Here is a 14344-nt window from a genome sequence, read left to right as displayed (position 1 = left end):
TCAGTACGTCGCTCCGTGCCTGCGTCGGTACGTCACTCCGTGGCGATCGCGCGCAGGACGTCCAGGCGGGCCGCGCGGCCTGCCGGGCGCAGGCCCGCGAGGGCTCCCGCCGCGAGGCCCACCAGGGCGACCACGGCGAGCTGCACCGGCGGCAGCGCGAACGCGAACGCGGTGTCCGACGCCCCGTCGGACGCCTTGACCAGGACCCAGCCGAGGAACCCGCCGAGCGCGAGGCCGCCCGCCGTGCCGAAAGCGGCCACCAGGACCGACTCCCAGCGGACCATGGCGCGCAGCTGGGCGCGGGTCTGTCCGACGGCCCGCAGCAGGCCGAGCTCCCTGGTGCGTTCGTGCACGGCGAGGGTCAGCGTGTTGGCGATGCCGAGCAGGGCGATCAGGACGGCAAGGGCGAGCAGGGCGTAGACGAGGGTGAGCATCATGTCGATGCCGCTCGCCGAGGACGCGGCGTACTCGTCGCGGGTCTGCACGTCCGGGTTCCCGTACGCCTTCGCCACGTCCGTCACCGCGGCCTTGCCGTCGGCGGCGCTCACGCCGTCCTTGAAGGTGACGGAGATCAGCGTGTCGGAGTCCTGGGCGCGGTGCGGGGCCCAGGCCGCGCGCGTGATGACGTAGTCGCCCGCGAGCTCCGACTGGCCGTACACGGCACGGACCGTGAACGTGTCCTTCGCGCCGTCGGTGAAGGCGAGCCGGGTGGTGTCGCCGACCTTCAGGTGCTGCTTGTCGGCCTCCTTGCGGGTGATGGCGATGCCGTCGTCGCCGAGGCCGCGCAGCGACCCCTCGACCCGGCCGAGCTCGAAGGCCCTGCCGAGCAGGACGGGGTCGGTGACGGTCAACTCCCGGCCCTTGCCGTCGACTTCGGCCACTCCCTTGCCGAGGCCGACCGCCGTGTCCACTTCCGGGCGCTCCGCGAGCGCGGGGGCGAGGCGGGGGCTCAGGCCGCTGCCTCCGGCGCCGAACCGGGGGGTGCTGACGGCGACGTCGCCCGCGAAGGAGCGTGCCACGGTCTGGTCCATGGTGGCCTTGAGCGAGGCGCCGAAGACCGTGAACAGGCCGACGACGGCGACGCCGATCATCAGGGCGCTCGCGGTGGCGGCGGTCCGCTTGGGGCTGCGCAGGGCGTTGCGCCGGGCGAGGGCGCCGGTGACGCCGCGCAGCCGGTCGAGGGGCACGCCGATGACGCGCACCGCCCGGGTCGCGGCGACCGGGCCCAGGATCACGAACGCGGTGAGCGCGAGCACGGCGCCGGTCGCGGCCAGCCAGATCGACGGGCTCACCAGGACGCCGACGAGGGTGAGGGCCACGGCGACGAGCCCGAGCGCGGCGCCCGTGACCGCCCGAGTCCGCGACGCGCCGGAGTGGTCGACCGCCGTCTCGCGCAGCGCCGCGAGCGGAGCCGTGCGGCCCGCGCGGACGGCGGGAAGCAGCGCGGAGGCCAGGCAGACGACGACGCCGACCGCGAGGGGCAGCAGCAGCGACGTACTACTGATCACCAAGTCGCCGTCGGGGAACGGGAATCCGATGGCCGGGAAGAGCACCTGGAGCCCGGCCGCGATGCCGATCCCGCCCGCGAGGCCCACGACGGAGGCCACCGCGGCCACGGCGGACGCTTCGAGCAGCGTCGCCCAGGTGACCTGGCGGCGCGAGGCGCCGAGCGCGCGGAGCAGGGCGTTCTCGCGGGTGCGCTGGGCGACGACGATCGCGAACGTGTTGTGGATGGAGAACGTGGCGACGAGCAGCGCCACGCCGGAGAAGACGAGCAGCAGCGTCGTGAAGACCGAGAGGAACTGGCCCGAGATCCGGTCGGAGCTCTCCGCCGCCGCCTCTTCCCCCGTGATGGCCTCGATCCCCCGGGGCAGGGCGCGGTCAAGGGCCTCGACGAGCTCCCGCTGCCCCGTGCCGGGGCCGGCCCGCACCTGGATCGACGCGGCCTCGCCGGGCTTCGGCATGAGGTACTTCTCCGCGTCGGCCCGGGTCATGCCGGTGAAGGTGGTCTGCGCCATGCCGTCCTCGCCGGCGAAGGTCGCGAGGCCCACGATCGTCACCTTGACGGGGTCGGGGGTGCGCAGGGTCGTCGTGTCGCCGACCTTCAGGTCGCCCTTGTCGGCGGCGCCGCGGTTGACCACGACCTCGCCGGACTTCTTCGGGGCACGCCCTTCGGCGAGTCGATACGGATTCAGCTCGGCGTCGGTGATCCAGTTGCCCGCGAGCGTGGGCGGGCCGTTGCCGCCGACCGGGTCGCCGTTCTTGCCGACCAGCTGGCCCGCGCCCTGGATGTCGGGCACGGCGGCCGCGACGCCCGGCACCTTCTCGATCCGCTCGACGAGTCCGGTGTCGACGGCCTGCCGCACGCCCTGGGCCTCGCCGGCCGCGGTGATGATGTTCTCGCTGCGGACCACCGCGTCCGTGCCGCCCGTGGCGTCGCTGAACATCGTGTCGAAGCTCTGGCGCAGCGTGTCGCCCATGACGAGCGTGCCCGCCAGGAAGGCGACGCCGAGCAGCACCGCGAGGAAGGTGCCGGCGAAGCGGCGTTTGTGGCCGCGCAGCGAGGTCATGCTGAGGCGCGCCGAAGCGCTCGCGGCACTCATGAGGAGGTCCCTCCGTCCGCGTCGTAGGTCCACTTGGTGCCGTCGTACGCCCACCGCGCCTCGTCGTCCCCGGCGGTGCCGGGGCGCCCGTCCCACCCGGTGTCGAAGGCCTTCAGGCGGTCGAGGACCTTGTCGGCCGTCGGGTCCGCCATGCGGTCCACGAGGCGGCCGTCGGCGAGGAAGACGACCTCGTCGGCGTGGGCGGCGGCCACCGGGTCGTGGGTGACCATGACGACGGTGCGGTCCATCTGCCGTACGGCGCGGCCGAGCAGGCCGAGGACCTCCTCGCCGGAGCGCGAGTCGAGGTTGCCGGTGGGCTCGTCGGCGAAGACGACCTCGGGGCGGCCCGCGAACGCGCGGGCCACGGCGACGCGCTGCTGCTGCCCGCCGGAGAGCTCGGCGGGCCGGTGGTGCAGGCGCGCGCGCAGGCCGACGACGTCGATGAGCGCGTCCGTCCACTCCTGGAGCTCCCGGTCGGCCCGCCGCCCCGCGAGGTCCATCGGGAGCGTGATGTTCTCGGCGACGGTCAGGGTCGGCACCAGGTTGAAGGCCTGGAAGACGAAGCCCACCCGGTCCCGGCGCAGCAGCGTCAGGCGCCGGTCGTCGAGGGAGCCGAGCTCGACGTCGCCGATGTGGGCGGAGCCGGAGGTGAGGGTGTCGAGGCCGGCCGCGCAGTGCATCAGCGTGGACTTGCCGGAGCCTGACGGGCCCATGATCGCGGTGAAGCGTCCCGCGGGGAAGCCGACGGTGACGTCGTCCAGGGCGGTCACGGCGGTCTCGGCCGAGCCGTAGACCTTCACGGCCCCCTCGACCCGCGCCGCGTACCGGACCCCGGACGGGAACGTGGTGGTCGCGGTGCTCATGCCGCACCGCCCTTGCGGCTGTGGCCGAACTCCTCGTTGAGGACGCTCAGGCGCCGCCAGTACTCGTCCTCGTCGATCTCGCCGGTGGCGAAGCGGTGCCCGAGCGCGGTGATCGGCGAGGTGGTGTCGGTGCCGAAGGGCCGCCAGGGGGCGCCGCGCCTGCCGCGCCACACGGTGCGCCGCAGGAACGTGGCGACGCCGATGACGACGGCCGCCCAGATCAGCGGGAAGAGCAGGATCCACGGGCCGGGTCCGCCGTCGAAGGCCAGGGTCTGCATGGTGTCCATCTCCGTTCATTTCCTCGGAAGGCTTCGGAGGACCGGTGGTTCTCCGTGCCTTCGAGCCTCGTCGCGCGGGGGTGCGAAGTCGTCGTACGGCCAGCGGCAGTGCGCGTACCTCCGCGGGAGTACGCGGCGTGTCCGCGGCTGCTCCCCGCCGGGGTACGCACCGCCCACCTGGACGTCTGTACCTACTGGTATGTACAGTGAGCTCATGAGCACTCCGGAGCGTCTGATCGAGTCCACCCGCGAGCTGCTGTGGGAGCGCGGTTACGTGGGGACGAGCCCCAAGGCGATCCAGCAGCACGCGGGCGCCGGGCAGGGCAGCATGTACCACCACTTCGCGGGCAAGCCCGACCTGGCGCTCGCCGCGATCCGACGCACCGCGCAGGAGCTGCGCGCCACGCTGGAGCCGGTGCTCGACGGCGAGGGATCGGCGTACGACCGCGTGTCGGCGTATCTGCTGCGCGAGCGCGACGCGTTGCGCGGCTGCCCCGTGGGGCGGCTGACGATGGACCCGGACGTGATCGCGAACGAGGAGCTGCTCGCACCCGTCACCGAGACCCTGGAGTGGCTGCAGGAGCGGCTCGCCGCGATCGTCCAGGAGGGCGTGGAGCAGGGCGAGTTCAGCCCGTCGCTCGACCCCGGCGAGGTCGCGTCGACCATCGTCGCGACCGTGCAGGGCGGGTATGTGCTCGCGCGGGCGACGGGGTCACCGGCGGCGTTCGACGACGGCGTACGAGGTCTGCTCGGGCTCCTGGCGCCGCGCGCCGCCCACTGACCACCGACCGCGCCACGCCCCACGCACCACCGGCCACTGCGCCCACCACCGGCGGCTGTGCCCATCACCGGCCACCGTGCCCACCACCGAGCCGAGGAACACCCCGTGCACATCACCAGGACCCGCCCCGACAGCCGCCGCGGCCCCGCCGAGCACTTCACCGGAACCGTCTGGCTCGACGAGATCGCGAGCCCCGAACCCCCGTCCCGGCTGCGGATGTTCAGCGTCCACTTCACCCCCGGCGCCCGCACCGCCTGGCACCGCCACCCGCACGGCCAGGTCCTGCACGTCACCGAGGGCGAGGGCCTGGTGCAGCGCGAGGGCGGTCCCGTGGAGCCGATCCGGGCGGGCGACACCGTGTGGATCGAGCCCGGCGAGCGGCACTGGCACGGCGCGGGGCCGCGCACCTTCATGACCCATCTCGCCGTGGTCGAGGCCGCGGAGGACGGCACGACCGCGCACTGGGACGAGCTCGTCACCGACACCACGTACTCGGCCTGAGCCCACCACCCCGCAGGCCCCAAGGTCCCACAGGAAAGAGCACCATGCACGCCCTGCAGTACGAGATCACCCTGCCCGCCGACTACGACATGGGCATCATCCGCAACCGCGTGGCCACCAAGGGCCATCTCCTGGACGACTTCCCGGGCCTTGGCTTCAAGGCGTACCTCGTCCGCGAGCGCGGCGTCGACGGCTCGCCGGTGAACCAGTACGCGCCGTTCTACGTCTGGAACACGGCCGAGGGCATGAACTCCTTCCTCTGGGGGCCGGGGTTCCAGGGCCTCTCCGACGACTTCGGGCGGCCGGTGGTGCAGCACTGGATCCCCCTCGCGTACGAGGCCGGGGGCGCCGTCGACGCCACGCCGAAGGCCGCGGTGCGCCACCGCACGCCCCTGCCGGACGGCGCACGGACAGGGGACCTCGCCTCCGGACTCCTCGACGAGGCGGCGCTGTTGTCGTCGGTCGCCGGGGCGGTCGGCGTGGTGGTCGCCGTCGACCCCCGGCACTGGGAGGCGGTGACGCTGTCGCTGTGGGACCACGAGGCGCCGAAGGAGCGCGGCGAGGTCTTCCAGGTGCTGCACTGCTCGACCCCCGATCGGGACCAGCTCCCTCAGGGCAAGGCATGGTGAGCGCCGCTGCACCGGCCGTCCGCACCGTCCTCGGCGACCTCGCCCCGGACGACCTGGGCGTCTGCGACGCGCACGACCACCTCTTCCTGCGCAGCCCTCAACTCCCGGGCCAGGAGCTGGAGTCGGCGCAGCACGCGGCCGCCGAGCTCGACGCGTTCCGGGAGGCGGGCGGGCAGAGCGTCGTGCAGTGGACGCCGTACGGCATGGGCCGCCGCGCGGGCGAGCTGCCCGCCCTCGCCCGTACGACGGGCGTCCGGATCGTGGCGGCGACGGGCCTGCACCAAGCGGTCCACTACACGCCGGAGTTGCTCGCGGAACTGCGCGCGCGGGGCCTGGGCGAGCTCTTCGCCCGGGAGCTGACGCGGGGCATCGGCGACAGCGGCGTACGGGCCGGGCTCATCAAGGTCGCGGGCGGCTTCCACGGCCTGGACGCGCACGCGCGCTGGACGATGACCGCGGCGGCCGAGGCCCACCGCGCGACCGGCGCGCCGATCGCGGTGCACCTGGAGCTCGGCACGGGCGCGCTCGACGTGCTCGACCTGCTGTGCGGCGAGCTCGACGTGCCGCCCGCCAAGGTGATCCTCGGCCATCTGAACCGCTCCCCCGACCTCGCGGTCCACCACGAGGCGGCAGCGGCGGGCGCCTACCTCGCCTTCGACGGCCCGTCCCGCGCCCACCACGCCACGGACTGGCGCATGCCGGAAGCGGTGGCGGCCCTGGCCGACGCCGGGCACGGCGACCGGCTGCTCCTGGGCGGCGACACCACGACCGCGTCCGCCCGCTCGGTGCACGGCGGCCCCGGCATGCCGCATCTGCTGCGCAGGGTGCGGCCGCGGCTCGCACGGGCCGTCGGCGATGACCTGGTGACGCGCCTGCTCACGGTGAACCCGGCGCGGGCGTTCGCGGTGGTCTGGCCCGCCTGAGTCCCGGCGAGACTCACGCCCCGCACGGCGTCGCGTGCGACCTCACGCCCCGTATTGCATCGTGCGTTCCAAAACGGGTACGGTACCGCCATGGCCCGACCGAGGACGTTCGACGAGGAAAGGGCCCTGGACGCGGCGATGCGCGCCTTCTGGGAGAAGGGCTACGAAGCCACTTCGACCCAGGACCTGTGCGACGCCACCGGACTGGGCCGCAGCAGCATCTACAACACGTTCACCAGCAAGCACGACCTGTTCCAGCGGGCCCTTTCCCGCTACATCGAGATGATGAGCGCGCCGCAGGCCGAGATCCTGGAGGATCCCGCACGGTCCGGCATCGAGCGGATCCGGGCCCTGTTCGCCCGGATCGTCGACACCGAGTACGAGTACCGGGGCAGCGACGAGCGCAGCATCGGCTGCCTCACGGTCAACACCGTCGTGGAGCTCTCGCGCCGCGACCCGGAGGCGGCCGCCCTGGTCAAGCGCGATCTCGGCCTGCGGCTCGGCATGCTGCGCACCGCACTTGAGGCGGGGCAGCGCGACGGCACGATCACCGCCAAGCGGGACTCGGACTCGCTCGCCCGGTTCATCAACTCCACGATCGGCGGCATGCGCCTGTCCGCGCAGGCCGGGGCCGACCGGCCCATCCTGGAGTCCATCGCCGACACGGCCCTGGACGCACTGCGCCCCTGACCTCGCCCTCATCTCCCCCCTCCCCACACCTCCTCTCCCTTCCGTCCCCGCCTTCGTACGCGCGTCAATGCCTCGCCGTCTCGCGCGTACACGCATGCCCAGATTTTGTACCGAGCTATCCAATACTCATACTCCCCGAAGGAGCAGCAGCCATGCCCCGCGCCGTATACGTACTCGCCCTAGGCATCTTCGCCATGGTGACCAGTGAATTCGTCGTCGCCGGACTCATGCCGCAGATGGCCGACGGGCTCGGCGCCACGATCTCGGAGATCGGGTACCTGATCACCGCCTTCGCGATCGCGATGGCCTTCGGCGGGCCCTTCCTGACGGCGGCGCTCCTGAAGCTGCCGCAGAAGCGGGCGCTGATGGTGCTGTTCGCCGTCTTCCTGGCCGGCAACGTGCTCGCCGCCCTCGCGCCGGACTACTGGACCATGCTCGTCGCGCGCGTCGTCACCGGCATCGCCTCGCAGGCCTTCTTCGGCGTGTCCCTCTCGATGGCCACCCGGCTCGCCCGCCCCGAGATGCGCGGCCGCGCCGTCGCCGTGGCGCTGAACGGGCTGATGCTGGGCACGCTGCTCGGCCTGCCGCTCGCCACCGTCGTCGGTGAACACCTGGGCTGGCGCGCCGCGTTCTGGGCCATCACCGTCCTCACCGTGCTCGCCGCCGTGGCCACGTTCGCCGGGGTGCCGAGCGTCGAGCGCGCCGAAGGCGGCGGCAGCCTGCGCGCGGAGCTCGGCGCGTTCCGGAGTCCGCGGCTGTGGCTGGTCCTCGTCACCAGCACGTTCGTGATCGGTGCGACCTTCTCCGCCTTCAGCTACCTCAACCCGATCCTCACCGAGATCACCGGCTTCGCCACGGGCACCGTGCCGCTGCTGCTCGTCGCGTACGGCGCCGCGACCCTCATCGGCAACACCGTCGTCGGCCGCCTCGCCGACCGGCACACGCTGTCGGTCCTGGTCACCGGGCTGCTCCTGAACCTCGGCTTCCTGATCGGCTTCGCGCTCGTCGCCGACCTGCCCGTACCGGCCGTCGCCATGATGCTGGGCATCGGCCTGGTCGGCGTCACCATGAACCCGGCGATGGTGACCCGCGTCCAGCGCGCGGGCAACACCGGCGCCCTGGTCAACAGCGTCCACTCGTCGTTCATCACGGGCGGCATCATCATCGCCACGTCCGTCGGCGGCCCCGCTATCGACGCCTACGGTCTGCGTGCCCCGCTGTGGATCGGTGCCGGGCTCGCGGTGCTCGGGCTGCTGTCCCTCGTACCGGACCTGCGGCGGCGCGCGGCCGTGAGCGTCCCGGCACCGGCCGAGACCGTCGGGGGCACTGACCCCGCCGAGGCCGCCGCGCCCGCGCGGGAGTGCGTCGAGGTCGCCTGACCTCGCGCCCCGGACGGGGCGCCCCACCCGGGACACCGCCCGGGACACCGCCTAACCCAGCGCCCCCAGGGGGTCGTCGAGCACCGGCTGCCAAGCCAGCTCGGCGGCCCCCACCAGGCTGTTGTGGTCCAGGGTGCAGGCCAGGATCGGCACGCTGCCGCTGCGGCCCCACAGGCTCCGGTCGGCGACGACCGCGCGCAGCCGCTCCGGGTCCGCCTCCAGGAGCGCGCGATGCAGCCCCCCGAGGATGATCCGGTCGGGGTTGAGGATGTTCACCAGGCCCGCGAGGCCCAGGCCCAGACGGTCCGTCAGCGCCTCGGCCGCCGCCCGCACCGCCGGATCCTCGTACCGCTCGCGCAGGAGGGTGCGGGCCTGGTCGAGCGGCCCGCCGGGCCCCGGCTCGACGCCGACCGCCGTGAGGAACGCGAGCGGGTCCGTCTCCACGTCCAGGCAGCCCCGGCTGCCGCAGTGGCAGGGGCGGCCCTCCGGGTGCACGGTGAGATGGCCGACCTCGAGCGCGAGGCCGGAACTGCCCGTGTGCAGACGGCCGTCGAGGACCAGAGCGCCGCCCACGCCCCGGTGTCCGGTCGCCACGCACAGCAGGTCACGCGCGCCGCGCCCCGCGCCGTGCCGGTGCTCGGCGAGCGCAGCGAGGTTCACGTCGTTGCCGGTGCACACCGGCCCCGCGACGCCCGCCCGGCGCACGCACTCCGCGAAGATCTCCTGGACCGGCGCGCCCGCGGGCCACGCCAGGTGCAGCGGATTGAGGGCCGTACCCTCCGGCTCGGCGACGGCCGACGGCACCGCGAGGCCCGCCCCGACGCACCTGCGGCCGGTCTCGCGCAGAAGCTGCGCGCCCGCCTCGACGACCGAGCCGAGCACCTGCGCGGGGTCGGCGTCGATCGTCTCGCAGCCGGGCGCCGTGGCGACGATCCGGCCGCCGAGCCCGACGAGCGCCGCGCGGAAGCCGTCGGCGTGCACCTGCGCGGCCAGGGCCACCGGGCCGCTCTCCGCGACGGAGAGCCGGTGCGAGGGCCGGCCCTGCGAACCGGCGGCCGCGCTCGGCTTGGCGTCGATGCGGATCAGGCCGAGCGCCTCCAACTCGGCGGCGACGGCGCCCGCCGTCGCACGCGTGACGCCGAGCTCGGCGGTGAGGACGGCCCGGGTCGGGGCGCGCCCCGTGTGCACGAGTTCGAGGGCGGGGCCGAGCGCGGTGCGCCCTCGCTCCAGACGCGTACGTGTGGACGCGTGTGCCTCGCCCCGGGTGGCAGCCTTCCCGTTCATGAGGGCGAGTCTCCCATGATCCGTACGCCGCCCGGCCGTCCTGTCGTCATCCGCCCGTTCTCCGCCCTTCGCCCGCTCGCGCTCGCTCCGCCGCGTGCGCCCCGTCGGTCGCGCACGCCTCATCGGCCGCGCACACCTCGTCGAAACCGTCTTGTCCCCGGCCCGGGTCCGCCTCTACGCTGACTTTGTGCCGCTACTAAACAAAACCACGTCCGGGCCCCTTCAGGCCACCTCGCCCGACCTCGGCAAGCTGCGCGCCGCACTCACCGTCTTCTTCGCCCTCGACGGCTTCGTGTTCGCCGGGTGGGTCGTGCGCATCCCGGCCATCAAGGAGCAGACCGGGGCGTCGGCCAGCGCGCTCGGGCTCGCGCTGCTCGGGGTCTCGGCGGGGGCCGTGGTCACGATGACGCTGACCGGGCGCCTGTGCACGCGCTTCGGCAGCCATCCGGTGACGGTGGGGTGCGGGATCCTGATGCCGTTGAGCGTCGCGCTGCCGCCGCTGACGCACTCGGCGCTCGCGCTCGGCCTGGTCCTGCTGCTCTTCGGCGCCGCGTACGGCGGGATCAGCGTGGCGATGAACAGTGCGGCGGTGGACCTGGTGCGCGCCCTGCGGCGGCCCGTCATGCCCAGTTTCCACGCGGCGTTCAGCCTCGGCGGCATGCTCGGCGCGGGCCTCGGCGGGCTTGTCGCGGGCCAGGTGTCCGCCACCCGGCACCTGTTCGCGCTCGCCGCGATCGGCCTGCTCGTGACGGCGGTCACGGCCCCGGCGCTGCTGCGGCACGACGCGCCGGCTCCCCCTGAGGCGCTGCCCTCCGACCCTGCCGAGGGCACACCCCGCCGCATGGCGGGCCGCACCCGCAAGCTCGTACTCGTCTTCGGACTCGTCGCGCTCTGCACGGCGTACGGCGAAGGGGCGCTCGCCGACTGGGGCGCGCTGCACCTGGAGGAGGACCTGCACGCGCACCCCGGTGTCGCGGCCGCGGGCTACTCCTGCTTCGCGTTCGCCATGACCATCGGGCGCCTGTCCGGCACGGCGCTCCTCGAACGGTTCGGCGGCACGCGCACGGTCGTCGGCGGCGGCACGCTCGCCGCCGCCGGGATGCTCCTGGGCGCGCTCGCCCCGTCGGTGGGGGCCGCGCTCGCCGGCTTCGCCGTCGCCGGTCTCGGCCTCGCGAACATCTTCCCGGTGGCGATCGAGCGCGCCGGGGCCCTCGCCGGGCCGAGCGGCGTGGCGGCCGCGTCCACGCTCGGCTACGGCGGCATGCTGCTCGGCCCGCCCGCGATCGGCTTCATGGCGGACTGGTTCTCCCTCCCGGTGGCCCTCACCAGCGTGGCCGCCCTCGCGGCCCTCGCCGCGTGCATCGCGAGCGCGACGGGACGTACGACGCGTACGACGAATACGGCGAGTACGGCGGGTGCGGCAGATTCGGCGAGTACGGCGGATACGGCGGTGCCGAACGCCGCCGACTGATCCGCACCCGAGCCCCACGTGCCCCGTCCCCACGGGGCACACACGCGCCGTCGGACGGCGCCCGCGTACGCCGGAGCGCCCGCCCATGGCGCTCACCGCCCCCGCGTCCGGCAGAATCCCGGCATGGAGACCGCAGAGCACAGAGAAGTCCTTGACCGGGAGGGGCAGTTGCTCGCCCGGGCCGCCGAGGTGGCGGGGACCGGGGCCGCCGTGGCCACCTGCCCGGGCTGGCAGGTGCGCGATCTGGTGCGGCACACGGGGATGGTGCACCGCTGGGCCGCCTCGTTCGTCGCCGACGGCGCGCCCGCGTACCGCCCGGCCCCGGAGCCGCCGGACCTGGACGGCGGCGCACTGATCGACTGGTTCCGCGAGGGCCACGCGCACCTGGTCGCCACCCTCGCCACCGCCCCGCCCGACGTGGAGTGCTGGGCGTTCCTGCCCGCCCCGTCACCGCTCGCGTTCTGGACCCGGCGGCAGGCGAACGAGACGGCGATCCACCGGGTGGACGCCGAGTCCGCACTCGGCGGCACGCCCACGCCCGTCGGCGCGGACTTCGCGGTGGACGGGATCGACGAGCTCCTGACCGGCTTTCACGCGCGCGGCAAGAGCCGGGTGCGCACGGACGAGCCGCGGGTGCTGCGGGTGCGGGCGACGGACGCGAAGGTGACCTGGACGGTACGCCTGTCCGCCGACGCCCCGGTCACGGAGCCCGGCGACACCGCGCCCGCCGACTGCGAGGTCGCGGGGCAGGCGGCGTTCCTGTACCTGGCGCTGTGGAACCGGCTGCCGTTCCCGCAGATCACGGGCGACGCCTCGCTCGCCACGCTGTGGCGCGAGAAGTCGGCGGTCAGCTGGGGCTGAGGCCCGTCACGGGAGGGGGTGGCAGGCGTCCGGTGCCGCCAGCATGCGCGCGAGCACCGCCCGCTGCACCGGCCGCACCTCGGCGTGCACGTCACGGCCCTTGTCGGTCAGACAGACGCGGACGCCGCGCCGGTCCTCGCTGCACATGCCGCGCACCACCAGGCCGTCCTTCTCCAGGCGGCCGATGAGACGGGACAGGGCGCTCTGGCTCAGATGCACCTGGCAGGCGATGTCCTGGACGCGCCAACCGCCGTCGGCGTCCGCCGACGCGTCGGACGCGAGCAGGTCGAGCACCTCGAAGTCGCTCGCGCCCAGGCCGTGCGGATGCAGCTCCCGGTCCAGCTCGCACAGGGTGCGCGCGTGCACCGCGAGGATGTCGCGCCACTGCTTCACGAGCCCTTGTTCGGCGTCAGCCACGGGCTCGGCCTTCGTCGCCGCCATGGTCGCACCGTAACAGAAACCGGGACTTCATTGCATCGGAATTAAATGCACTTGCACTCAATGCATGTGCATGTAGTCTGCTCCGCATGACTTCTCCGCTCCCCCCTGGCTCCCGTGCCTCCGCGTCCCCGGAGCGCTGGACCCCGCGCCTCTGGGGCACGCTGCTCGTCCTCTGTGCGGCGATGTTCCTCGACGCGCTCGACGTGTCGATGGTCGGCGTCGCCCTGCCCTCCATCGGCTCCGACCTCGACCTGTCGACCTCGTCCCTGCAGTGGGTCGTCAGCGGCTACATCCTTGGCTACGGCGGCCTGCTGCTGCTCGGCGGCCGCGCCGCCGACCTGCTCGGGCGGCGCGAGGTCTTCCTCATCGCGCTCGCCGTCTTCGCCCTCACCTCGCTGTTCGGCGGGCTCGTCGACTCCGGGCCGCTGCTCATCGCGAGCCGCTTCGTGAAGGGCCTGAGCGCCGCGTTCACCGCGCCCGCGGGCCTGTCCATCATCACCACGACGTTCGCCGAGGGCCCGGTCCGCAACCGCGCCCTGTCCATCTACACCACCTGTGCCGCCACCGGCTTCTCCCTCGGCCTCGTCCTCTCCGGCGTGCTCACCGAGGTCAGCTGGCGCCTGACCATGCTCCTGCCCGCGCCGATCGCCGTGATCGCGCTCGTCGCCGGGCTCAAGCTCATCCCGCGCTCCCCGCGCGAGGAGAAGCGCGGCGGCTACGACGTGCCGGGCGCCGTCACCGGCACGGCGGCGATGCTGCTGCTCGTCTTCACCGTCGTCCAGGCCCCCGAGGTCGGCTGGGCCTCCGCCCGCACGCTGCTCTCCTTCCTGGCCGTGGCGGTGCTGCTCGCCGCCTTCGTCACCATCGAGCTGCGCACCCCGAACCCGCTGATCCGCCTCGGCGTGCTGCGCTCGGGCCAGCAGATCCGAGCCCAGCTCGGCGCGGTGACCTTCTTCGGCGGCTATGTGTCGTTCCAGTTCATCGCCACGCAGTACCTGCAGTCGCTGCTCGGCTGGTCGGCCCTGGAGACGGCGCTCGCCTTCCTGCCGGCGGGCGTGATCGTGGCCCTCTCCGCCACGAAGATCGCCGGTGTCGTCGACCGGTTCGGCACCACCCGCGTCATCGTGACGGGCTTCGCGCTGCTCGTGGTGGCGTACGCGCTGTTCCTGCGCATCGACCTGTCGCCCACGTACGCCGCCGTGATCCTGCCGTCGATGGTGCTGCTCGGCGCCGCGTGCGCCCTGGTCTTCCCCTCGCTCAACATCCAGGCCACCAACGGCGTGGCCGACCACGAGCAGGGCATGGTCTCGGGCCTGCTCAACACCTCGTTCCAGGTGGGCGGCGCGGTCGTCCTCGCGATCACCACCGCGGTCATCACGGCGTCCGGCGACGGGTCGGCCGAGGGCGGCGCCTCGCCGGGGGCCGTCCTCGACACCTACAAGCCGGGCCTGGTCCTGGTGACGGCGTTCGCGGTCGCCGGTCTCCTCATCAACCTCACGGGGCTGCGCCGCCGGCGCCGCCAGGAGACCCTGGTCGTGGCCTCGTCGGCGCGGAAGGAGACCGCGGCCGAGCCGGTGGGCGCGGCCCGCGACTGACGCGACACCGTGATCCGGTGCCGGATGCCCGGCGGGCGCTTGCCC

At 73.7% G+C, this 14344-nt stretch carries 14 protein-coding genes; 9 read left to right on the top strand and 5 right to left on the bottom strand.

Annotated elements, in window-relative coordinates:
• Positions 1-32 precede the first annotated feature (32 nt).
• From ACFWZ5_RS05090 to ACFWZ5_RS05080, 3 genes are read right to left on the bottom strand one after another with little or no spacing between them, the layout of a single operon-like run.
• On the bottom strand, positions 33-2603 hold the full coding sequence (locus ACFWZ5_RS05090; RefSeq protein WP_384789827.1) for an ABC transporter permease: 2571 nt from the start codon (positions 2601-2603) through the stop codon (positions 33-35).
• Positions 2600-3466 (bottom strand): ABC transporter ATP-binding protein, encoded by an 867-nt coding sequence (locus ACFWZ5_RS05085; RefSeq protein WP_384789828.1) that lies wholly within the window; start codon positions 3464-3466, stop codon positions 2600-2602. The genes ACFWZ5_RS05090 and ACFWZ5_RS05085 overlap by 4 nt, the downstream gene beginning before the upstream one ends.
• Positions 3463-3744: an SHOCT domain-containing protein gene (locus tag ACFWZ5_RS05080; protein ID WP_384789960.1), complete on the bottom strand. Its 282-nt coding sequence runs from the start codon at positions 3742-3744 to the stop codon at positions 3463-3465. The genes ACFWZ5_RS05085 and ACFWZ5_RS05080 overlap by 4 nt, the downstream gene beginning before the upstream one ends.
• A gap of 199 nt (positions 3745-3943) precedes the next feature.
• On the opposite strand from ACFWZ5_RS05080, the gene ACFWZ5_RS05075 reads away from it, so the two are divergent.
• The 6 genes from ACFWZ5_RS05075 to ACFWZ5_RS05050 all read left to right on the top strand — a co-directional run bounded on the left by ACFWZ5_RS05075 (position 3944) and on the right by ACFWZ5_RS05050 (position 8647).
• A complete protein-coding gene (locus ACFWZ5_RS05075; RefSeq protein ID WP_384789832.1) occupies positions 3944-4525 on the top strand; it encodes a TetR/AcrR family transcriptional regulator in 582 nt (193 codons plus the stop codon).
• A 105-nt stretch (positions 4526-4630) separates the two neighbouring features.
• On the top strand, positions 4631-5026 hold the full coding sequence (locus ACFWZ5_RS05070) for a cupin domain-containing protein (protein WP_384789835.1): 396 nt from the start codon (positions 4631-4633) through the stop codon (positions 5024-5026).
• Positions 5027-5070: 44 nt separating this feature from the next.
• Entirely contained in the window at positions 5071-5655 is a 585-nt protein-coding gene (locus ACFWZ5_RS05065) for a DUF4865 family protein (protein WP_384789837.1), read from the top strand.
• Positions 5649-6578 (top strand): phosphotriesterase, encoded by a 930-nt coding sequence (locus ACFWZ5_RS05060; RefSeq protein ID WP_384789839.1) that lies wholly within the window; start codon positions 5649-5651, stop codon positions 6576-6578. The genes ACFWZ5_RS05065 and ACFWZ5_RS05060 overlap by 7 nt, the downstream gene beginning before the upstream one ends.
• 90 nt (positions 6579-6668) lie before the next feature.
• On the top strand, positions 6669-7268 hold the full coding sequence (locus ACFWZ5_RS05055; RefSeq protein WP_384789841.1) for a TetR/AcrR family transcriptional regulator: 600 nt from the start codon (positions 6669-6671) through the stop codon (positions 7266-7268).
• A gap of 152 nt (positions 7269-7420) precedes the next feature.
• Positions 7421-8647 carry an MFS transporter gene (locus ACFWZ5_RS05050; protein WP_384789844.1) on the top strand — a complete coding sequence of 409 codons (1227 nt, stop codon included), beginning with the start codon at positions 7421-7423 and terminating at the stop codon, positions 8645-8647.
• Positions 8648-8698: 51 nt separating this feature from the next.
• On the opposite strand, the gene ACFWZ5_RS05045 is transcribed toward ACFWZ5_RS05050, so the two are convergent.
• Positions 8699-9931 carry an ROK family protein gene (locus tag ACFWZ5_RS05045; RefSeq protein WP_384890454.1) on the bottom strand — a complete coding sequence of 411 codons (1233 nt, stop codon included), beginning with the start codon at positions 9929-9931 and terminating at the stop codon, positions 8699-8701.
• Between the two features lie 187 nt (positions 9932-10118).
• Here ACFWZ5_RS05045 and ACFWZ5_RS05040 point away from each other — a divergent pair, with 187 nt between their 5' ends.
• Both ACFWZ5_RS05040 and ACFWZ5_RS05035 read left to right on the top strand, forming a co-directional pair.
• Entirely contained in the window at positions 10119-11402 is a 1284-nt protein-coding gene (locus ACFWZ5_RS05040; protein WP_384789849.1) for an MFS transporter, read from the top strand.
• 123 nt (positions 11403-11525) lie between these two features.
• Positions 11526-12263, top strand: a complete 738-nt coding sequence (locus ACFWZ5_RS05035; RefSeq protein ID WP_384789852.1) for a maleylpyruvate isomerase family mycothiol-dependent enzyme — start codon at positions 11526-11528, stop codon at positions 12261-12263.
• 6 nt (positions 12264-12269) lie between these two features.
• Here the strand turns inward: ACFWZ5_RS05035 and ACFWZ5_RS05030 are convergent, their stop codons facing one another.
• On the bottom strand, positions 12270-12704 hold the full coding sequence (locus tag ACFWZ5_RS05030; RefSeq protein ID WP_384789854.1) for a MarR family winged helix-turn-helix transcriptional regulator: 435 nt from the start codon (positions 12702-12704) through the stop codon (positions 12270-12272).
• 86 nt (positions 12705-12790) lie between these two features.
• Here ACFWZ5_RS05030 and ACFWZ5_RS05025 point away from each other — a divergent pair, with 86 nt between their 5' ends.
• Positions 12791-14299, top strand: coding sequence for an MFS transporter (locus ACFWZ5_RS05025; protein ID WP_384789857.1), 1509 nt, complete (start codon positions 12791-12793; stop codon positions 14297-14299).
• The last annotated feature ends 45 nt before the right edge of the window (positions 14300-14344 follow it).

The sequence above is a fragment of the Streptomyces sp. NPDC059003 genome, from assembly GCF_042740445.1.
In the GTDB taxonomy this organism is placed as follows: Bacteria; Actinomycetota; Actinomycetes; order Streptomycetales; family Streptomycetaceae; genus Streptomyces.
The sequence above is the reverse complement of the archived record's forward strand: the minus strand, read 5'-3'. Positions and strand labels throughout refer to the sequence as shown.

Excerpts from the sequence above, each read along its gene's own strand:
- ACFWZ5_RS05090 (WP_384789827.1), bottom strand. The coding sequence starts at position 2,603 with ATGAGTGCCGCGAGCGCTTCGGCGCGCCTCAGCATGACCTCGCTGCGC.
- ACFWZ5_RS05085 (WP_384789828.1), bottom strand. The coding sequence starts at position 3,466 with ATGAGCACCGCGACCACCACGTTCCCGTCCGGGGTCCGGTACGCGGCG.
- ACFWZ5_RS05080 (WP_384789960.1), bottom strand. The coding sequence starts at position 3,744 with ATGCAGACCCTGGCCTTCGACGGCGGACCCGGCCCGTGGATCCTGCTC.
- ACFWZ5_RS05075 (WP_384789832.1), top strand. The coding sequence starts at position 3,944 with ATGTACAGTGAGCTCATGAGCACTCCGGAGCGTCTGATCGAGTCCACC.
- ACFWZ5_RS05065 (WP_384789837.1), top strand. The coding sequence starts at position 5,071 with ATGCACGCCCTGCAGTACGAGATCACCCTGCCCGCCGACTACGACATG.
- ACFWZ5_RS05060 (WP_384789839.1), top strand. The coding sequence starts at position 5,649 with ATGGTGAGCGCCGCTGCACCGGCCGTCCGCACCGTCCTCGGCGACCTC.
- ACFWZ5_RS05055 (WP_384789841.1), top strand. The coding sequence starts at position 6,669 with ATGGCCCGACCGAGGACGTTCGACGAGGAAAGGGCCCTGGACGCGGCG.
- ACFWZ5_RS05050 (WP_384789844.1), top strand. The coding sequence starts at position 7,421 with ATGCCCCGCGCCGTATACGTACTCGCCCTAGGCATCTTCGCCATGGTG.
- ACFWZ5_RS05045 (WP_384890454.1), bottom strand. The coding sequence starts at position 9,931 with ATGAACGGGAAGGCTGCCACCCGGGGCGAGGCACACGCGTCCACACGT.
- ACFWZ5_RS05035 (WP_384789852.1), top strand. The coding sequence starts at position 11,526 with ATGGAGACCGCAGAGCACAGAGAAGTCCTTGACCGGGAGGGGCAGTTG.
- ACFWZ5_RS05030 (WP_384789854.1), bottom strand. The coding sequence starts at position 12,704 with ATGGCGGCGACGAAGGCCGAGCCCGTGGCTGACGCCGAACAAGGGCTC.
- ACFWZ5_RS05025 (WP_384789857.1), top strand. The coding sequence starts at position 12,791 with ATGACTTCTCCGCTCCCCCCTGGCTCCCGTGCCTCCGCGTCCCCGGAG.